The 20056-nt window shown below is 61.2% G+C and carries 15 protein-coding genes and 1 pseudogene; 15 read left to right on the forward strand and 1 reads right to left on the reverse strand.

Going from position 1 to position 20056, the window contains the following annotated elements; genetic code table 11:
• Positions 1 to 18: 18 nt before the first annotated feature.
• Complete coding sequence (locus ACTJJ7_RS13360) at positions 19 to 1221, reverse strand: DUF418 domain-containing protein (protein WP_440967422.1); 1203 nt, start codon at positions 1219 to 1221, stop codon at positions 19 to 21.
• A 337-nt stretch (positions 1222 to 1558) separates the two neighbouring features.
• Between ACTJJ7_RS13360 and ACTJJ7_RS13365 the strand changes: the two genes are divergently transcribed.
• The 15 genes and pseudogenes from ACTJJ7_RS13365 (at position 1559) to ACTJJ7_RS13435 (ending at position 19844) form a co-directional block, all read left to right on the forward strand.
• Positions 1559 to 2587, forward strand: coding sequence for a substrate-binding domain-containing protein (locus ACTJJ7_RS13365; RefSeq protein ID WP_105733539.1), 1029 nt, complete (start codon positions 1559 to 1561; stop codon positions 2585 to 2587).
• 69 nt (positions 2588 to 2656) lie between these two features.
• Entirely contained in the window at positions 2657 to 4192 is a 1536-nt protein-coding gene (locus ACTJJ7_RS13370; protein ID WP_440967424.1) for a sugar ABC transporter ATP-binding protein, read from the forward strand.
• Between the two features lie 22 nt (positions 4193 to 4214).
• Positions 4215 to 5204: an ABC transporter permease gene (locus ACTJJ7_RS13375; protein WP_440967426.1), complete on the forward strand. Its 990-nt coding sequence runs from the start codon at positions 4215 to 4217 to the stop codon at positions 5202 to 5204.
• A gap of 2 nt (positions 5205 to 5206) precedes the next feature.
• Positions 5207 to 6211 carry a sugar-binding transcriptional regulator gene (locus ACTJJ7_RS13380; protein ID WP_105733542.1) on the forward strand — a complete coding sequence of 335 codons (1005 nt, stop codon included), beginning with the start codon at positions 5207 to 5209 and terminating at the stop codon, positions 6209 to 6211.
• Entirely contained in the window at positions 6208 to 7200 is a 993-nt protein-coding gene (locus ACTJJ7_RS13385; protein ID WP_440967428.1) for an aldo/keto reductase, read from the forward strand. The genes ACTJJ7_RS13380 and ACTJJ7_RS13385 overlap by 4 nt, the downstream gene beginning before the upstream one ends.
• Before the next feature lie 11 nt (positions 7201 to 7211).
• Positions 7212 to 8956, forward strand: a pseudogene (locus tag ACTJJ7_RS13390) (glycerol-3-phosphate dehydrogenase/oxidase).
• Positions 8929 to 9771, forward strand: coding sequence for a class I fructose-bisphosphate aldolase (locus tag ACTJJ7_RS13395; protein WP_105733545.1), 843 nt, complete (start codon positions 8929 to 8931; stop codon positions 9769 to 9771). Before ACTJJ7_RS13390 ends, ACTJJ7_RS13395 begins: the two are co-directional and overlap by 28 nt.
• 33 nt (positions 9772 to 9804) lie before the next feature.
• On the forward strand, positions 9805 to 11334 hold the full coding sequence (locus tag ACTJJ7_RS13400; protein WP_440967430.1) for an FGGY-family carbohydrate kinase: 1530 nt from the start codon (positions 9805 to 9807) through the stop codon (positions 11332 to 11334).
• Positions 11331 to 12959 (forward strand): GMC family oxidoreductase, encoded by a 1629-nt coding sequence (locus ACTJJ7_RS13405; protein ID WP_440967432.1) that lies wholly within the window; start codon positions 11331 to 11333, stop codon positions 12957 to 12959. The genes ACTJJ7_RS13400 and ACTJJ7_RS13405 overlap by 4 nt, the downstream gene beginning before the upstream one ends.
• Before the next feature lie 232 nt (positions 12960 to 13191).
• A complete protein-coding gene (locus tag ACTJJ7_RS13410; RefSeq protein WP_105733548.1) occupies positions 13192 to 14076 on the forward strand; it encodes an AraC family transcriptional regulator in 885 nt (294 codons plus the stop codon).
• 154 nt (positions 14077 to 14230) lie between these two features.
• Entirely contained in the window at positions 14231 to 15298 is a 1068-nt protein-coding gene (locus ACTJJ7_RS13415; RefSeq protein WP_440967434.1) for an ABC transporter substrate-binding protein, read from the forward strand.
• 86 nt (positions 15299 to 15384) lie between these two features.
• Positions 15385 to 16206 carry an ATP-binding cassette domain-containing protein gene (locus tag ACTJJ7_RS13420; protein WP_105733874.1) on the forward strand — a complete coding sequence of 274 codons (822 nt, stop codon included), beginning with the start codon at positions 15385 to 15387 and terminating at the stop codon, positions 16204 to 16206.
• A complete protein-coding gene (locus ACTJJ7_RS13425; protein WP_440967436.1) occupies positions 16203 to 17453 on the forward strand; it encodes a sugar ABC transporter permease in 1251 nt (416 codons plus the stop codon). Before ACTJJ7_RS13420 ends, ACTJJ7_RS13425 begins: the two co-directional genes overlap by 4 nt.
• Positions 17454 to 17478: 25 nt before the next feature.
• Positions 17479 to 18207 (forward strand): SDR family oxidoreductase, encoded by a 729-nt coding sequence (locus ACTJJ7_RS13430; RefSeq protein WP_440967438.1) that lies wholly within the window; start codon positions 17479 to 17481, stop codon positions 18205 to 18207.
• A 2-nt stretch (positions 18208 to 18209) separates the two neighbouring features.
• Positions 18210 to 19844, forward strand: a complete 1635-nt coding sequence (locus ACTJJ7_RS13435) for an FGGY-family carbohydrate kinase (RefSeq protein ID WP_440967440.1) — start codon at positions 18210 to 18212, stop codon at positions 19842 to 19844.
• Positions 19845 to 20056 lie beyond the last annotated feature (212 nt).

A 20056-nucleotide genomic window follows, 5' to 3' on the forward strand; every position in this document is an offset into this window, starting at 1 on the left:
CATGGATGAAACGTTTCATCAGGGATGCTGTTGTCTCCAGCGCGGACGGGCGGCTATCGTGACAAAGCGGAGAAGCCATTCCAGCGGGCCGTACTGGAAGCGGCTCATCCACCAGCTGCTCAATATGAGCTGCACGCCGAATATGCCGAGTGCGATGAAGATGCCGGTCATCGGCGCGGTCATTCCGATCAGGCCGAAGCCATAAGCGTAGAACAGCGTGGCACAGATTGCCGACTGCAGCAGGTAATTGGACAGCGCCATGCGGCCGGCGGGCGCCAACAGGCCGGATAGCGATTTACCGTTCACGCTCTGAAACAGAAACATGGCTCCCGCAATATATGCCCCTGTCAGGAACGGGGCTGTGAGAATGCCGACGGCAAGCCCGGCCATGTCCCAGATGGAGCCGATCAGGTAGACGGAGCACCAGCCATAGAAGATCGCACCGGGAAGACCAATGGCAATGCCGCCCGCCAACAGGCGCCGGAAGAGCCATTTATAGTCATCAAAACGCAGAAAGACTTGGCGTTTTCCCGCGGCGAGACCGAGGAGGAACATCGCCAGAGCGCAGGGTGCCTGAATCAATCCGATCACCATCCAGATGGTCGACAGCTCCTCGATATGCTGCCCGATCACCGTGGCGGGCGAGCTTCGATAGGCCAGCGCGACGGCGTCGGCATTGGCCCTGATCGCATCGGGATTGCCGGATGGCGGCTCCGATGCAGCCAGAAGCGCCATGATTATCCAAAGCAAGGCAGTGCCGATGACGAGCCACTTGGCCAGTTTGAGTATGCGCGCCTCATCCTGGTTGCGGAGCATCAGGAGCACCACGCCCAGCACCGCATAGGTTGTCAGGATATCGCCATGGAAAAGCAGCACGGCATGGACAATGCCGATGATCCACAGACCCGCCTGCCGGCGCAGCAGACGCGGCAGGAAGGATTTGCCCGCCTTTTCCGCCGACTGCATTTGCAATGTAAAGCTGTACCCGAACAAGAAGGAAAACAGCAGGTAGAACTTCGTTTCGAAGAGGCAGGCGATCAGAAAGCGCGCACCCTGATCGACGGGACTGCTGAAGACGGGATCCGGGATTTCCGCGCCGTAAAATGCCGAGGAAAATGCCATGATATTGACGAGGAGAATACCCAGGAGAGCGAAGCCCCGCAGAGCGTCAACGTTGACAATGCGGTCCTGGGTCAGGCTTGAAACACTCAATCTGGTCACACCTTCTGAAAGCGGGGATTTCTGGTCAGGAACACCGCAGGTCTTTGGCCGGCATCGGCATTCCATCGTTGGTCCGGCCGATTAGACATGCCTGGATTGCGATAGAATTACGCTGGGGGCGATTGCGGGAAATGGCGTTTCGCCAGAACGTCCCAGGGAAAATGCCGATGGATATGAATTATAATTCACGCAATGAATTATATTGACAGCCGTTGCGGCATAGGCTTAGTTAATCCTGCCAGCACTCGAGGAGGATTGCTGGTCTTCATAAGGAACAGCGGCCGCCATTCAAGGCGCCACACACCAATGGGAGGGGCTTCGGCCTCGAGGAGGACACTTGCGCACTTTTCTGGGCACGACCGCCATGGCGGTCCTTGCGACCACACTCTTTGCATCTTCGGCAAGCGCGGAAACGGAAAATCCGTTTCGCTGCAAGCCCGGTGAAAAATACGTCATGAACGTCATGGTTTCGGGCGTTGAATACTGGTTCCCCGTCTATGAAATGTTCAAGCAGGCGGGCAAGCAGCTGGGCTGCGAGACGGCCTATACGGGCACGCCTGAATATGACGTCAACAAACAGATCGCGAGTTTCGATCAGGCGCTCGCCCAGAATCCCGCCGGCATTCTGGTGCATCCGATGAATTCCGATCCTTTCATCGAACCGATCAACCGGGCGGTCGATCAGGGCACTGCCGTCGTCACCTTCGCTGCGGACTCGCCGCTGTCCAAACGGATTTCATTCATTACCTCGGATAACAAGCGTGAAGGTATCTATGCTGCGGACGCCATCGCCACGAAGCTGGGCGGCAAGGGCGAATATGCCGTTCTGGAAAATCCGGGCCAGGACAATCATGATCGCCGCGTCACGGCCTTCATCGACCGGATGAAGGAAAAGTGGCCGGATATGAAGCTGGTCGGCAGGGCGGCATCGAACCAGGACCCGACAAAGGCGTATCAGGGCCTGATGAGCATCGCCCAGGCCAATCCCAATCTGGCAGCCGTCTTCATGCCGGAAGCCAACTCGGCCATTGGCGCCGCACAGGCCAACAAGGAAAGCGGCGGCAAGATTCTTGTCATGTGCGCCGACGTCAATGCCAATATTCTCGACATGATCAAGGCCGGTCAGGTCTTCGGCTCGATCAATCCCAATCAGGGCATGCAGGGCTATATGGGTTTCATGCTCCTCTGGTTCGCCAAGCATCCGGAACTGATCGATCCGATGAACGATGCCAAGCGTGCGGGTACCAACCCGATGAGCATCCCGTTCGTCGACAATGGCCTGTCCATTGTAACAGCCGACAATGCGGATGACTTCTTTTGGGACAAGTACCTCAAGCGCCGCGGCACCAAGGGGATCGACGAGTAGTCGTCGCAGATGGCTATCCGGGCCTGCAAGGTCCGGATAGCCTTGGCGAACGGGAGGGAGGAAGGCGCGATGGCATCGGAACCGGTCTTGAGTATCCGCGGTATCACCAAGCATTTCGGGGCCGTAAAGGCATTGACGGGGGTCGACTTCACCCTGGCGCGCGGCGAAGTCCATGCGCTTTGCGGTGAGAACGGTGCCGGAAAATCCACGCTGATGAACATTCTTGCCGGCGTCCTCCAACCCGATGCTGGCGACATCCTGCTGGATGGCAAACCGCAGAAGATTGGCTCGCCTTCGGTTGCGCAGTCACTGGGCATCGGACTGGTGCATCAGGAGATTGCGCTCTGCCCCGATGCCAGCGTAGCCGAGAACATTTTCATGGCGGCCACCAGCCGCCGCCGGTCATTTCTGATGAATTACCGCAAGCTGGAACGCGATGCGCAGGCGGTCATGGACCGGCTGGCACCCATTGACGTCCGGCAGAGGGTCGGCGACCTGGCGATTTCCAGCCAGCAGCTGGTGGAGATTGCCAAGGCGCTCACGCTCGACTGCCGGGTGCTGATTTTCGATGAACCGACCGCTGCGCTGACGGAAGCGGAAACGCGGATACTTTTCGGCATTATCCGGGAACTAAAGGCGCACGGCATTTCCATTATCTATATCAGCCACCGGATGGCGGAGATTTTCAGCCTGTGCGATCGCGTCACCGTGCTGCGCGATGGCCGTTATGTCTCCACCGAGGATATTGCCGATGTCACCCCTGATGACGTGGTGCGGCGCATGGTCGGGCGTGAAATCACGCAGCTCTATCCTTCGAAGCAGACGGATGCCGAGCGCTCGGACGCGGTGATATTGTCGGTCCGCAATTTGGGCGACAAGGAGCGGTTTTCCAATGTATCGTTTGATCTGGCGCGAGGGGAAATCCTTGGGATTGGCGGGCTTATCGGGTCCGGACGCACCGAAATCGCCGAGGGCATTTGCGGCTTGCGTGCAGCCATCGACGGTGAGGTTTCCCTGCACGGCAAGCCGCAGGCCATTCGAACCTATGCCGATGCGGTCAAGGGCGGCATTGTCTATCTCTCTGAAGACCGCAAGGGTTCGGGCGTTTTCCTGGACCTGTCGATTGCGCAGAACATTTCGGTTCTTAACCTGAAGGCAGTCACCGGTCATCTCGGCTTGATCGATGCCAAGGCCGAAGGCCAGCTCGCCAGCGACTTTGCGCGCAGGCTTGGCGTGCGCATGAACCACGTCAACGTGCCGGTGTCGTCGCTCAGCGGCGGCAACCAGCAGAAGGTGGCCATCGCCAAGCAGCTGGCGGTCCAGCCGCAAGTTATTCTGATGGACGAGCCGACGCGCGGCATCGATGTCGGCGCGAAATCGGAAATCCACCAGCTTCTGCGCGAACTTGCCCGGTCGGGGATCGGCATCATTGTTATTTCCTCCGAGCTTCCGGAGCTTCTGGGCCTGTGCGACCGGGTGCTTGTCATCCGCGAAGGTACGGTGGCCGGTGAACTCGACGGCGGCGAAATGAGCGAAGAAGCCATTATCCGGCTCGCATCCGGATTGAGACACACAACGGCGCGTGCACCAGAACATGCAGCCTGAAGAGCGATTGGGAGATAGGCGAATGGCGGTCGATACAGCGATGGCGAAAACGGCGCGGGTTTCATCCTGGAAGAAATTGGGTTCGATGCGCGAAGCCGGCCTGATCGCCATCATTCTCGCGCTCTGCATCGCGATGAGTTTCGTCTCGCCGCACTTTCTGACGCTTGGCAACTTTCGCGCCATGCTGATGAGCTTTTCGGTGGAAGGCATTGTTGTCGTGGGGATGACGATCCTCCTGATCGTCGGCGGCATCGATCTCGCCGTCGGTTCGGTTGTCTGCTTCGCCATGGTGCTTTCCGGCACGCTGTTCCTGGCCGGGCTCGACCCGTGGACGGCCTCGCTCATCGGCATTCTGGCCAGCGGGCTGATCGGCTGTGTCATGGGGTTCTTCGTCACGGTGGTGGGGCTCAACCACTTCATCACCTCGCTGGCCGGCATGGTGATTGTGCGCGGCCTGTGCCTGATCATCACCAAGGGAACGCCGCTTTCGCTTTTCACCCTGCCGCCCGCATTCAAGGCGGTCGGGCAGGGCTCGTTTCACGGGGTGCCCTACGTCATCCTCATCTTCTTCGCGGTGGTCATGCTGTTCGACTTCCTGCTGCGGCGCGCCACCGCTTTGCGCAAGGTTTTCTATACCGGCAGCAATGAAAAGGCGGCGCTTTACTCCGGCATCCGCACGAAGCAGGTGAAGTTCTGGGTAACCGTTCTCTGCTCGACGCTGGCGGGGTTCGCCGGGGTGATCTACATGTCGCGCTTTGGCGCGGCGACGCCGACCTTCGGCGTCGGCATGGAGCTTAACATCATTGCAGCTGCGGTTATCGGCGGTGCGTCGCTCAATGGCGGCTCCGGCACGATCCTCGGCGCCATCCTTGGCATAGCGCTGCTGTCGCTCGTCACCAGCTCGCTGGTGCTGCTCGATGTCTCCGTCTACTGGCAGGACATGATAAAGGGGTGCATTCTTCTGACCGCCGTCTCCATCGACCATTTCCTGCACAAGCGGAAGGCCTCCTGACCATGGCGATTATCAAACTCAATCCGAAACACGCGGCTCCGCGCGAGGAAATCGTCATCGCGCGGCAGATGCACCAGGCGCTGGTCCTGCACTTTCTCGAGGGACTGACCCAGGCGCAGATTGCCGATCAGCTCGGGATTTCGCAGCCGACGGTCAACCGCCTCATCAAGCGCGGCCGCCAGCTTGGCCTCGTCGAGATCAAGATCAAATCGCCGGTCGAGCCGCTGGTCGATATGGAGGAACAGCTGCTGGCGCTGGGCGGCATCAGCCGCGCCATTGTCGTGCCGACGGTGTCCGACAACCCGCAGACGGCGCTTCAGGCGGTCGGCGAGGCCGCGGCGCGATTGCTGATCGAAGAGATCACCGATGGCGATACGATCTGCATTACCGGCGGCAAGGGTGTCAGCGCCGTGGTTGCCGGCCTGCAGGCGCCGCGCCGTTTCGATGTCGAGGTGATCCCGGCTACCGGTTGCGTCCAGGGCAAGCACTATACCGATGTCAATCATGTCTCGACCCTGATGGCCGACAGGCTCGGCGGGCGCGCCTACCAGATTCATGCGCCGCTGTTTGCCGACAGCCCTTCCGAACGCGCCATGCTGATCAACATGCGCTCGGTCGCGGATGTCTTCAAACGGGCACGCGAGGCGAAAATCGCCGTGGTGGGTATCGGCTCGATCCTCACCGATGACTCGAGTTATTACGACCTGCATCCGTCATCGAGCACGGACCTCGACGCGATCGAGCGTTCCGGTGCGCGCTGCGAACTGCTGGCCCATCTGCTCGATGATCGCGGACAGGTCTGCGATTACAGTCTGAACGGCTCGCTGGTCTCGCTGACGCTGCAGGAGTTTGCCTCTATTCCGACCAAGATCGGTGTCGCCAGCGGACCGAACAAAGCGCGGCCGATCCTGAGCATCATGCGCGGCAATCATCTGGACACGCTGGTGACGGACGAAGCGACGGGGCAGCGCATTCTGGACATCGCCGCTGAAGGAGGACAGGCATGAGCAACGAGCAATTGACGCGGGCAATCGGCAAATCCGGCGTGCAGGCGTCGGCCGTGGGGCTGGGGACCTGGGCCATCGGCGGCTGGATGTGGGGCGGCACCGACGAGCAGGAATCGATTGCCGCCATTCAGGCATCGCTGGACGCCGGTGTCAGTCTCATCGACACGGCGCCCGCCTACGGGCTTGGGCGGTCGGAGGAAATCGTCGGCAAGGCCCTCAAGGGACGCCGGGACAAGGCGGTCATCGCCACGAAATGCGGCCTCGTCTGGCACACAACCAAAGGCACGCATTTTTTTGATCAGGATGGCAAGCCGGTGCATCGCTATCTCGGACGCGATGCCATTGTTCACGAGGTCGAGGAAAGCCTGCGGCGTCTGGGCACCGACTACATCGATCTCTACATCACCCACTGGCAGGACCCGACCACGCCGATTGAGGAAACGGTGCGGGCCATGGAGGATTTGCGCCGGGCCGGCAAGATCCGCGCCATCGGTGCGAGCAATGTCAATCTCACTGAACTCAATGCCTATATCGCCACCGGCGCGCTGGATGCGATCCAGGAACGGTTCAGCATGATCGACCGGGAGCTTGAGGCCGAATTGCTGCCGGTAACGCGCAAAAATAACGTTTCATTGCTGAGTTATTCGTCGCTGGCGCTGGGTCTTCTGTCCGGGACCGTTGATCCCGGGCGTGTCTTCTCCGGCGATGACCAGCGCAAGGACAATCCGCGCTTTTCCCAAGGCAACCGTCTGAAGGCAAGGCAGTTTGCCGATGCCATTCGGCCCGTTGCGGACAAACACACAGCCAGCATCGCCCAGATCGTCATTGCGTGGACGCTGGCGCAGCCGGGCATCACCTTTGCGCTGTGCGGGGCGCGCAACCCCGATCAGGCGCTCGACAATGCGAGGGCGGGAACGATCCGGCTCGGCGCAGACGACCTCTCGGCCATTGACGCGGCCATCGCAGTGCAACTGGCAGACATGAGGTAACAGGCTGCATCATGAACCGTGAAGAGATATTTGACGGACTTCGCCGGAGTCCGAAGGTGGACGTGTGCGTCGTCGGCGGTGGCATCAACGGCATCAGCGTGTTCCGCGAGCTGGCGCTGCAGGGCGTCAATGTGCTGCTGGTCGAGAAGCATGACTACTGTTCCGGTGCCAGCGCTGCCCTGTCGCGCATGGTGCATGGCGGTCTGCGCTATCTTGAAAACGGTGAATTCAGCCTGGTGCGGGAGTCGCTGGCCGAACGCGACCGCCTGTTGAAAAACGCGCCGCACCTTGTTGCGCCGCTGCCCACCACCGTCCCGGTCTTCGATATTTTCTCCGGTCTTGCCAACGGCATCGTGCGGTTTCTGGGGTTGAGCCGCAGGCCAAGCCGGCGCGGCGCGGTTGCGGTCAAGGCGGGCTTGAGCATTTATGACTTCCTGACCCGCAAGCGGGCTCTGATGCCGCGTCACCGCTTTCGCGGGCGTCATGCGACACTGGCCAAATGGCCGGCGCTCAATCCTGCCGTCAAAAGTTCCGCGACCTATCACGACGCCTGGGTCAAGCATCCCGAACGCATCGGGATGGAGGTGCTGAGGGATGGCCTGGCAGCGGGCGATCATGCGCGCGCCCTGAATTACGCCGAACTGCAGCGGTCTGCCGACGGCTTCACCGTCCACGATCACCTCACCGGCGCGGCAATGCCGGTCGAGCCCGCCTTCATCATCAATGCGACAGGCGGATGGATCGATATCGCCAATGCCGAACTGTTTTCGCAGGAACAGCGGCCGGCGCCGCTGATGGGTGGCACGAAAGGGTCGCATCTCATCATCGACAATGCGGACCTTGCCGGAGCCCTTGCCGGCCACATGATCTATTACGAGAACGAGGACGGGCGCATCTGCATCCTCTTTCCCTATCTCGGCAAGGTTCTGGTCGGTTCGACCGATATCCGCGTTGACGATCCCGGAAGCGTTCAATGCGAGCCGGATGAACGGGACTACATCCTACAGTCGCTGGCCTTTGTCCTGCCCGGCATCCGCATCCGGCCGGAAGACATTGTCTTCCAGTTCTCAGGGGTGCGTCCCCTCCCGGCCAGCAAGGATGATTTTACCGGCCGCATCCCGCGCGATCACTACTGCACGATCATCGAACCTTCCGATGGCGAGCCGCCGGTGCTGTGCATGATCGGCGGTAAATGGACGACGTTCCGCTCCTTCGGTGAGCTTGCCGCCGACATGACGCTGGAACGCCTGCAGCGAACGCGGCAGGTCTCGACCGCAAGCCGACCGATCGGCGGCGGACGGGCATTCCCCGCCGATGCCAGGGAGTGGATTTCCCGCATCCGCGCTGAAACAGGCGTTTCGCCGCAACGTCTCTCCGCGCTCTTTGACCGCTATGGCACCGATGCCGGGGGGATGGCGCAATTTATCGCGGCAGGCCCGGACAAAACCATGCCGCATCCAGATTATTCGGTTCGCGAGATGTTGTTTCTCGTCCGCAATGAAGCGGTCGAACATCTTGATGACCTGCTGTTGCGGCGCACCACCCTCGCCATCAGCGGCCAGCTATCCCTCGATCTCACGCAAGCTGCACTCGAAGTGCTCGCGCGGGAAAAAGGCTGGTCGCCCGCACGCCGGAAAGCAGAACTTGACCGCTTTCTCACCCTTCTCGCCGGGCGCCATGGCGTCGGCTTCGACACACTCACCGCACGCAATGAACAAGGAGTACGATATGCGCAACAATCTTAAGGTCCGGATGAACCGCCTGTTCGGCGCGGGACGCTGCCTCGACGTGGCGATTGATCACGGCGTGTGCAATGAGCCATCCTTCCTGAACGGTCTTGAGGACATGGGAGGTGTTGTCCGTGCGCTGGTGGCGGCAGGCCCGGATGCCATCCAGATGAATTACGGCCAGGCCGACCTTTTGCAGGATGTCGCCGGCAAGGACAAGCCGGCGCTGGTCATGCGTATCGACATGGGCAATCCGTACAATGCCATCCGCCATCGCGATATGTGGGCGGTGCTGCAGAACGAGGCCGAGCCGCTGATCGGCGCAATCCAGATGGATGCGGCCTGTGTCGTCGTCAATCTTTTCATGTTGCCCGACGAGCCGGACCTGTTCCGCCAGTGCGTGCAGAATATCGCGCGGGTCCGCGCCGATTGCGACAAATACGGCATGCCCCTGATGATCGAGCCGCTCGTCATGCAGCCCGTTACGGAACGCGGCGGCTATATGGTGGATGGCGATGCCGGCAAGATCGTCACGCTCACCCGTCTTGCCCGTGAAATGGGCGCTGATATCATCAAGGCGGACCCGACGACGGCGGCGGAGGATTTTCATCGCGTGGTGGAGGCGGCGCGGTGTCCTGTGCTTGTGCGGGGCGGCGGCAAGGAGGACCTGCGCATCGTCTTCGAGAAATCGGCGGCCCTGATGCGGCAGGGGGCCGTGGGCATGGTCTATGGCCGGAACATCTATCAGCACGCCAATCCCAGCGCAGTGGTGCGCGGGCTGATGGCCATTATCCATGACAATGCCAGCGGCGAGGATGCCTACGCGCTCTACCAGCAGGGCTGAGAATGAAAACAAGAACCTGAGGAGGGGTTCCGTATGGGAGAGTATCTTTTGGGTCTTGATGCTGGCAACACCATCATCAAGGCCATCATCTTCGACCGGCAAGGCAATGAGATTGCGGCGGCTGCCGAGGAGGGGCATAGCAGCATGCCGCATCCGGGGCACGTCGAGCGCGGGCTGGACGAGCTTTGGAGCAATGCGCGCCGGGTCATTCAACGCTGTATCGCTGACGCCGGAATAGGCCCGGAGCAGATTGCCGCCATCGGCTGCGCCGGGCATGGCAACGGCCTTTATACCCTTGACCGTCAGGGCAATCCGCTGCTGGCGATCCAGTCCCTGGACACGCGCGCAGCCGACCTGGTGGAAGAATGGCAGGCAGAAGGCGTCGGCGACCGCACCTATCCGATCGGCCTGCAGCGGCCCTGGCCATCGCAGACCCCGACGCTGCTGGCCTGGATCAAACGCCATCGGCCGGAAACATTCGCGCGGATCGGTACGGTGTTCCTGTGCAAGGATTTCATCGTCAACCGCCTGACCGGCAAGCGCGTGAGCGAGGTGTCCGACATGGCGGGTTGCGGGCTGCTCGACGTCGCCCGGCGGCGGTATGACCGCGCATTGATGGCCGCTTTCGGGCTTGACGATTGCATGGACCTGCTGCCGCCGCTCATTGAAAGTGCCGACATCGCCGGAACGGTCACGCAGACCGCCGCCGACCAGACCGGACTTGCCGTTGGCACACCAGTCATTGGCGGGCTTTTCGACGTGATTGCCTCGGCAATCGGCTCCGGTGTCACCCGCACGGGCGCTGCCTCGATCATCGCCGGTACCTGGAGCATCAATCAGGTCGTCGTTGACGCGCCCCGCCTCAAAAAACCGTTCTTCATGTCGTCGACCTTCGATCGCGAGCGTTACATGGCGATCGAATCGAGTGCGACGTCGGCTGCGAACCTTGAATGGCTGGTGCGCGAGTTCTTCCACGGCGAACAGCCAGATGGAGGCTCGCCATTCGATCGCTGCTGCGAACTGGCGGCGGCGGTGGAACCGGCAGCAGACGATCCGATCTACCACCCGTTCCTCTATGGCGCGCAGCAGGACGGCAATGCCCGGGCAGGTTTTTATGGCGTCGCGGGCTGGCATACGAAAGGCCACCTGATCCGGGCTTTGCTCGAAGGCGTGGTTTTTGGCCATCGCCAGCACATCGAAACATTGCGGGACGCAGGCGCGAATTTCGACGAGGCGGTGCTGTCCGGCGGCGGTTCGCGCAGCCTGATCTGGCCGCAGATTTTTGCCGATGTCCTCGGGGTTCCGGTGACAGTAGCGCGCTCGAGCCAGACAGGGGCGCTTGGCGCGGCGATTGCCGCGGGTACAGCGGCCGGCATTTTCCCTGATTTCGATGCCGGTGCCGCAGCCATGGTCGTGATGGAACGGTCCTACCGGCCGGATGCCGCAAGGGCCGGCCATTATGCCAGGCGCTATCAGCTTTACCGCGACATTGCCGATGCCATGGCACCGGTCTGGAAGCGGATGGCGGCACGCGACACCGTGATGGCGGAGGCCGCCGCGTGAGCCGCTCCGTCAATGCATCGCCCGTGGATGAAGGCGTCTACGATTTCATCATTGTGGGCGCAGGATCGGCCGGCTGCGTCCTGGCCAACCGCCTGTCAGCCAACCCGAAAAACTGCGTCCTCCTGCTCGAGGCGGGCGGCAGCGACCGCTACCACTGGATTCATGTGCCCATCGGTTATCTCTATTGCATGGGCAATCCGCGCACCGACTGGATGATGAAAACCGCGGCGGAGGCGGGGCTGAACGGCCGCTCGCTTCCCTATCCGCGCGGAAAGGTGCTGGGTGGCTGCTCCTCCATCAATGGCATGATCTACATGCGGGGACAGGCCGCCGACTATGACGGCTGGCGCCAGGCCGGGAATACCGGCTGGGGCTGGGACGATGTCCTGCCCTATTTCCTCAAATCCGAAGACAATTATCGCGGCCATTCCGCCCTGCATGGGGCAGGGGGCGAATGGCGCGTGGAACGGCAACGCCTGTCCTGGCCCATCCTCGATGCGTTTCGCGATGCGGCCGAAGAGCTTGGCATTGGCAAGACCGATGACTTCAATGCCGGTGATAATGAGGGCTCCGGCTATTTCGAGGTCAATCAGCGCGGCGGCGTTCGCTGGAACACCACCAAGGCGTTTCTGCGTCCTGTCTTGAAGCGGTCCAATCTCCGGGTGCTGACCGGCGCGGAGGTGCAAGGGTTGGAGTTTGACGGCAAGCGCGCAACAGCCATCCGCTTTGACCGCAATGGCCAGCCCTGCAAGGCTGCGGCGGCTGGCGAAATCATCCTGTCGGCGGGCGCGATCAATTCGCCGAAAATCCTTGAGCTGTCGGGTATTGGAGACCCTCATCTCCTGAAGCAGGCGGGCATTGAAACGTTTCATGAACTGCGCGGTGTCGGCAATAACCTGCAGGATCATCTGCAGATCCGCACGGTTTTCCGCATCGAAGGGGCGAAAACCCTGAACCAGCTCTACCACAACCTCTTCGCGCGCGCCGGGATGGGACTGGAATACGCCTTCCGCCGGTCAGGACCACTGTCGATGGCGCCAAGTCAGCTCGGTATCTTTGCCAAAAGCGATCCTGCATTGCTGACCCCGGATCTTGAATATCACGTCCAGCCGCTCAGCACGGACAGGCTCGGCGAACCGCTGCACCGCTATCCCGCCGTGACCGTGTCCGTCTGCAATCTGCGCCCGGAAAGCCGTGGCAGCGTCCATGTCACCGGAGCGGATGCCAGCCGGCAACCGGAGATCCGGCCAAACTACCTGTCAACGCCAGGTGACCGGCTGCTTGCGGCCAGGTCGATCCGCCATGCCCGCCGCCTCATGGCGACGCAAACCTTGAAAAAGTATCGTCCGTCGGAAATGCTTCCCGGACCGCAGTATCAGAGCGACGATGAATTGATCCAGCGCGCCGGGGATATCGCGACCACGATTTTTCATCCCGTCGGAACCTGCAAGATGGGCAGCGGCGACCAGTCCGTTGTCGATGATGCCCTGCGGGTGCACGGTGTTGCGGGTCTGCGTGTCGTCGATGCGTCCATCATGCCGAGCATCGTCTCCGGCAATACCAATTCGCCTGTCATCATGATTGCGGAAAAAGCCGCCGATCTCATTCTTCGCGGCGTGGAATAGCCGCTGTCGCAACGCGCGGACCACAGTCGTCTGAGGACGCGGCATGGCCCGGGGCAGTGAGAATTAATCTGTTCAGGGGCAAATAATGCAAAAAAAGTATCAGTCTTGTGTTGGTGGCGTAGTAGCGACCGGGAACATCCGCGCCTATGATATCCGGATAAAGAGACGATGGCCTCTGGGAGGAGGTTGCCGAAGCTGGATCGACACCGGCTGAATACGGGAGGAGCGCCGAATGAATCCGGATCTGGAAGTCGTTGCCGTCGGCATCGCCGAGTCGTTCAAGGCCTGGGAACACGGCTATCCCTATCGCACTGTCCGCTGGCATTTTCATCCGGAATACGAGATCCATCATGTCGTTGCCACGACCGGCCAGTATTTCGTCGGCGATTTCATTGGTGATTTCGAGCCTGGCAATCTCGTGCTGACAGGGCCGAACCTGCCGCATAACTGGGTGAGTGATGTGCCGCCGGGCACGAGTTTGCCGTTGCGTTGCCGGGTTTTGCAATTCTCCGAGTCGTTCTTTTCGAGCGCAAACGAGGCATTTCCCGAGCTGTCCGCGTGCAAGGAGATGCTGGAGATGAGCCGCCGGGGCGCGTTGTTCTCCCCCCGGACAGCGGAATTGGTCGGCCCCTTGCTGGGAGAGCTTGTCGATGCCAGAGGCATTGACCGCATTCAGCTGTTCATGGGTATTCTCAAGCATATGAGCAGCGCGGCCGGGACCCGGGAACTGGCAAGCGCGCGCTATCATCCCGATCCCTCCGGATTCATGTCCAGCGGGATGAACAAGGTTCTCGCCTATATCAATGCCAACCTGACCGAACGTTTCGTTGAGGGGGATCTTGCCGATCTGATCGGCCAGAATCCGAGTTCGTTTTCCCGCAGTTTCCGGCGCCACACCGGGATGGCGCTTGTACAATATGTCAACCGGTTGCGGATCAATTTTGCCTGCCACCTGCTGATGAGCAAACCCGACATGTCGATCACCGATATCTGTTTTACGACAGGGTTCAATAATATCTCGAATTTCAATCGTCGCTTTCTGGAACAGAAGGGTATGGCACCCACAAGATTCCGAACATTATTGTCCAAAAATATAAGAGCGTCAGAAGCCGCCTGAACGGGAAGGACCAGGACACAAATATTTGCAGCAAGGCACAACGAACCATGTCCGTGGTTCGAACGACCTTCCTTGTCCTTCAAACAGCATATCCCGGCGTTCGACGGGCGCGGGATTCACCGAAACCATCATCATTTGGAAGGGAGATATTCCAGTGACATCATTTGCATCGACCAAGACCGGCGCCGCGGCGCTCGCACTTTGCCTTCTTAGCGGACCATCCGCATTCGCACAGTCCGCCGCGGTAACGGATGCGACCATTGCATTCCTGATGCCGGATCAGGCATCCACACGCTACGAGCAGCACGACTATCCGGGATTTGCAGCCGAGATGAAAAAGCTCTGCCCCGGCTGCAAGGTGATTTACCAGAATGCCGATGCCGATGTGTCCCGCCAGCAGCAGCAGTTCAACGCGGTCATCGCGCAGGGCGCCAAGGCTATCGTGCTGGACCCGGTCGACTCGACGGCAGCGGCATCGCTGGTGAAGCTGGCGCAAAGCCAGGGTGTCAAGGTCATCGCCTATGACCGGCCGATCCCATCCACTCCGGCTGATTTTTATGTCTCCTTCAACAATGAAGGGATCGGCAAGGCGATCGCGGATTCACTGGTGCAACACCTGAAGGCGTCGAATGTACCGGCAGGCGAGGGCGGCGTCCTGCAGATCAATGGCTCGCCGACGGATGCCGCAGCTGGGCTCATCAAGAAGGGCATTCATGCGGGGCTCGACCACAGCGGCTATCCGATCCTTGCCGAATATGACACGCCGGAATGGGCGCCGCCGAAGGCACAGCAATGGGCCAGCGGCCAGATCACCCGTTTCGGCAGCAAGATCCTGGGTGTTGTCGCTGCCAATGACGGCACGGGCGGCGGCGCCATTGCCGCCTTCAAGGCGGCGGGTGTCGACCCGCTTCCGCCCATTACCGGCAATGACGCGACGATCGCGGCGTTGCAGCTGATCATCGCGGGCGACCAGTACAACACCATCTCGAAGCCGAGCGAGATCGTCGCGGCAGCGGCTGCCAAGGTCGCCGTCCAGCTGCTGTCAGGCGAGACCCCGAAGGCCGAAATGACCCTGTACGATACGCCGTCCCAGCTGTTCACGCCGGCGGTCGTCACGGCGGAGACTCTGAAGGCTGAGATCATCGACAAGAAGATCATCAAGGCGGAAGAGCTTTGCACCGGCCGCTATGCGCAGGGCTGCAGGAAGCTCGGCATCAATTGACGAATGCGCGGATGACGCCGTCCGGTCGCACGCGGCCGGAGGCTCATCGTTTCACCCCGCCCCGGTATACCGAAAGGCAGATGGCAATGACTGATATTTCCGATGAAACGTTTCCTTCAGGCGAGCCTGTGCTCAGCCTGCGTGGTGTATCCAAGAATTTTGGCGCCGTGTCGGCACTGACGGACATTGATCTGGACGTGCATGCGGGCGAAGTCGTGGCCCTTGTTGGCGACAACGGTGCCGGTAAATCAACCCTGGTGAAAATCCTGGCTGGCGTGCACCAGCCGACCTCCGGCACGATCACTTTCAGCGGCGAGGCCGTGACGCTGGCCAATCCGAGCACCGCGCTCAATCTGGGCATAGCAACCGTGTTTCAGGATCTCGCGCTCTGCGAGAATCTGGACGTCGTCGCCAATATCTTCCTGGGCCGCGAACTCAGCCCGCTCAAACTCGACGAAACGGCAATGGAAGTGCGTGCCTGGACGCTTTTGAACGAACTTGCCGCGCGCATTCCAAGCGTGCGCATTCCGATTGCATCCCTGTCGGGCGGACAGCGCCAGACCGTTGCCATCGCACGTTCGCTTCTGCTCGAGCCCAAGCTCATCCTGCTGGACGAGCCAACGGCAGCGCTTGGCGTGGCCCAGACGGCGGAGGTGCTCAACCTGATCGAACGGGTCCGCGATCGCGGCCTCGGCGTGGTGATGATCAGCCATAACATGGAAGACGTGCGCGCCGTCGCCGACCGCATCGTCGTCCTCAGGCTCGGGCGCAACAACGGCATATTCTATCCCGACGCGTCGAACCACGAACTGGTCGGGGCCATCACGGGCGCGGCAGACAATTCGGTGTCGCGCCGGGCGCGCCGGCTGCAGGTACCGGTCAACAGCAATCAGGAGGGACACCCATGACCAAGGACGGCAAGCAAGCCGCCATGTTGCTGGATCGCAGCGATGTGCGGGTAAAACATGAAACCGGCGTGAGCGACGCCGTCCGCGCCTTTTTCGACCGCGTGAAATCCGGCGATCTCGGATCGCTGCCGGTCGTGGCCGGCCTGATCATCATCTGGACTGTCTTCGCCAGCCTCAATCCCATCTTCCTGTCGAGCAACAATCTCGTCAACCTGCTGTTCGATGCCTCGACGGTCGGGGTGATATCCCTGGGGATCGTCTGTGTTCTCATGGTCGGGGAGATCGACCTTTCCGTGGGTTCGATCAGCGGGTTCGCCTCGGCGCTGGTGGGAACGCTCTGGGTCAACCAGGGCTGGCCGATTGCTCTTGCAATCGTCGCAGCGGTTGCCGTCGGCGGGCTGTTCGGCTGTCTCTACGCCTTGCTGTTCAACCGCCTGGGAATGCCGAGCTTCATCTCGACGCTTGCCGGGTTGCTGGCCGTGCTGGGAATGCAGCTCTATGTGCTTGGAGCGACAGGCTCGATCAATCTGCCCTATGGTTCGGCAATCGTCGATTTCGGCCAGCTGCTGGTCATGCCGCGTCCCGTTTCGTACACGCTGGCGGTCATTCCGGGGATCGTTCTGCTGGTTTCCGGCCTGCGCACCATCACGCACCGGCGCGCGGCACAGCTGTCCGCGCCGTCGGTCGGCGGCATTGTTTTCCGCGCGGTGGTCATGACAACGGCTCTGGAACTGGTTGTGTTCTATCTCAATCAGGGCCGCGGCATTCCCTGGATGTTCGGTCTGTTCGTGGGTCTGGTTGTGGCCATGAGCTATGCACTGACCCGAACCCGCTGGGGACGGTCCATGACCGCTGTCGGCGGCAATCGGGAAGCCGCCCGCCGTGCCGGTATCAATGTGCGGTTCATCTATATGAGCGCCTTCGTGCTGTGCTCGATGTTTGCCGCGTTCGGCGGCGTGCTTTCGGCCGCCCGCCTTGCCTCGGCAAGCCAGCAGGCCGGCACTGGCGATGTCAATCTCAACGCCATCGCGGCAGCTGTCATCGGCGGAACAAGCCTCTTCGGCGGCCGGGGCAGTGCTTATTCGGCACTGCTTGGCATCATCGTCATCCAGTCGATCGCCAATGGGCTGACCCTGCTCGATCTGTCGTCATCGCTTCGCTACATGATCACGGGTGCCGTTCTCGCCATCGCCGTCATCGTGGATTCACTCGCCCGCCGATCAAGAGTGTCGCATGGGCGCGCCTGACACAAACTCCAAAATGAGGAATGATATGAAACAGGATTTGTCCGGAAAGGTTGCGGCGATCACCGGCGCCGCATCGGGAATCGGCCTTGAATGTGCCAGAACACTGCTGCGGGAGGGCGTCAGCGTCGCCCTCATCGACAGGGCCGAAGATGCCCTGAAAAGCGTGTGCTCCGAACTGGGACCGCAGGCTTTCCCCCTGGTTGCCGACCTGACCAACCCCGCCAGTGTCGCGACGATGATGCCGAAAATTCTCGAGCGCTTCGGCAGGCTCGATATATTCCACGCCAATGCCGGTTCCTATATCGGCGGAGAGGTGGCGGATGGCGATCCCGATGCCTGGGACCGGATGCTGAACCTCAACATCAACGCGGCATTCCGCTCGGTTCAGGCGGTGCTGCCCCACATGGTGGAGAGGAAGACCGGCGATATCATCATGACCAGTTCCATAGCGGGTCTGGTTCCGGTGGTGTGGGAGCCGATCTACACGGCGTCCAAACACGCGGTGCAGGCATTCGTTCATACAGTCAGGCGGCAGGTGATAAAGCACGGCATTCGTGTGGGTGCGGTCGCGCCGGGCCCGGTTGTTACGGCACTGATCAGCGACTGGCCGCAGGAGAAGCTGGATGACGCCATCGCGTCAGGCGGATTGATGGAGGCGAACGAGGTGGCGGAAGCCGTATTGTTCATGTTGTCGAGGCCCCGTAACGTCACGATCCGCGATATCGTTATCCTTCCACACAGCACGGACCTCTAGGCATGACACAGTATTTTCTCGGGATCGATGTTGGCACCGGCAGCGCGCGTGCCGGTATCTTCGACGGCAATGGCAGCCTTGTGGCATCCGCCAAGCGGCCGATTTCGATCTGGCACGAAGCGGGCGGCATCGTCGAGCAGTCGAGCGAGCAAATCTGGCAGGCCGTGTGCGGCAGCACACGGGAGGCCGTCGCATCGGCAAGGATTTCGGCTTCGGCAATCGCCGGGATCGGCTTTGACGCAACCTGCTCGCTGGTTGTGGTCGGCCTTGACGGAGCACCGCTTGCGGTTGGTCCCTCCGCTGATCCGGCCCGCAACATCATCGTGTGGATGGATCACCGTGCATCCGGCGAAGCGGCTGAAATCAATGCGGGCAAGCATGAGGTGCTGCGCTATGTAGGTGGCCGGATTTCGCCGGAGATGGAAACGCCAAAGCTTCTGTGGCTGAAGCGCAACCTGCCGGAGCAGTTTGCCGCCGCCGGTCATTTCTTCGATCTGGCCGACTATCTGACATGGCGCGCGACAGGCTCCCTCAGCCGTTCGGTCTGCACGGTGACCTGCAAATGGACCTATCTTGCGCATGAGAAGCGCTGGGATGCGCGGTATTTTCAGGATATCGGGCTTGGGGAACTGGCTGCGGAAGGCTTTTCCCGCATCGGCACCGATATCGTCGATCCCGGTACGCCTCTGGCCGGGGGGCTGACGCAACGGGCCGCGGCCGATCTCGGGCTGATGCCGGGCACGGCGGTCGGCGCCGCCCTGATCGATGCCCATGCCGGCGGTGTCGGAACGCTTGGTGCAGCCGATGCCGCGGGGCATTCCGATGCACGAAACCGCATCGCCTACATCTTCGGAACTTCGGCCTGTTCCATGGCATCGAGCGACCGTCCCGTTTTTGTCGACGGGGTCTGGGGACCGTATTATTCCGCGATGATTCCGGGCCTCTGGTTGACCGAAGGCGGCCAGTCGGCAGCGGGCGCAGCAATCGATCATCTCGTCACCATGCACCCGGCCCATGCGGAGGCCAGCGCCAGGGCCAAAGCCGAGAACCTGTCCCTGGTTGCCTGGCTCGACCGTTACGCCACCGCGCTTTGCCCGGATCTGCCGCATGCGGCGGAGCTGGCAAAATCGGTGCACGTGGTTCCGGAATTCCTCGGCAACCGCTCGCCGCATGCCGATCCCGATGCACGGGCTGTCATTGCCGGTCTTGGGCTGGAAACGGATATTGCGGATCTGGTTTCGCTCTACATTGCCGGTCTGTGCGGCATCGGCTATGGCCTCCGGCAGTTGCTGGACAGGCTGGGGCAGGACGGTATCCGGCTCGACATGATCGTCGCCAGCGGCGGTGCCGCGCAGAGCGATCTTGTGCGGCAGCTTCTGGCGGACACCGCCAACCTGCCGGTCGCCATTGCCGATACGCCGGAGCCGGTATTGCTGGGGGCAGCCATGCTCGGAGCGGCAGCGGCGGGTTACCACCCATCCCTGGCGGAGGCGATGAAGGGGATGTCGCGCCTTTCCAGACTATTCCAGCCCGCAACCGGTGCTGTCGAAACCCTGCACCGGCATCGCTACAAGGCGTTTGAACTGTTGCAGTCGGCCGCATTGCAGGTTCGCCTGCTCGCGCGCGCCGGCCCCTGAGAGGCAGGAGCGTTTTGCCGGGCAGGGCATGGTGGCGGGAAGAGCCGCAATAGTGCTTGCCGGGTGTGTCGACGCGCGTTATATTTCCTTTTGGTTTCGTATTTGTTTCGCGGTGGTGCTGTATTGGCAGGCACAGGCGATGGTTGCGGACAGGGAGATGAGCGGTGGCACAGGACGGGATCTACGACATTTTCGTGATTGGCGGCGGCATC

The sequence above is a fragment of the Phyllobacterium sp. 22229 genome, from assembly GCF_052056495.1.
Lineage (GTDB): Bacteria > Pseudomonadota > Alphaproteobacteria > Rhizobiales > Rhizobiaceae > Phyllobacterium > Phyllobacterium myrsinacearum.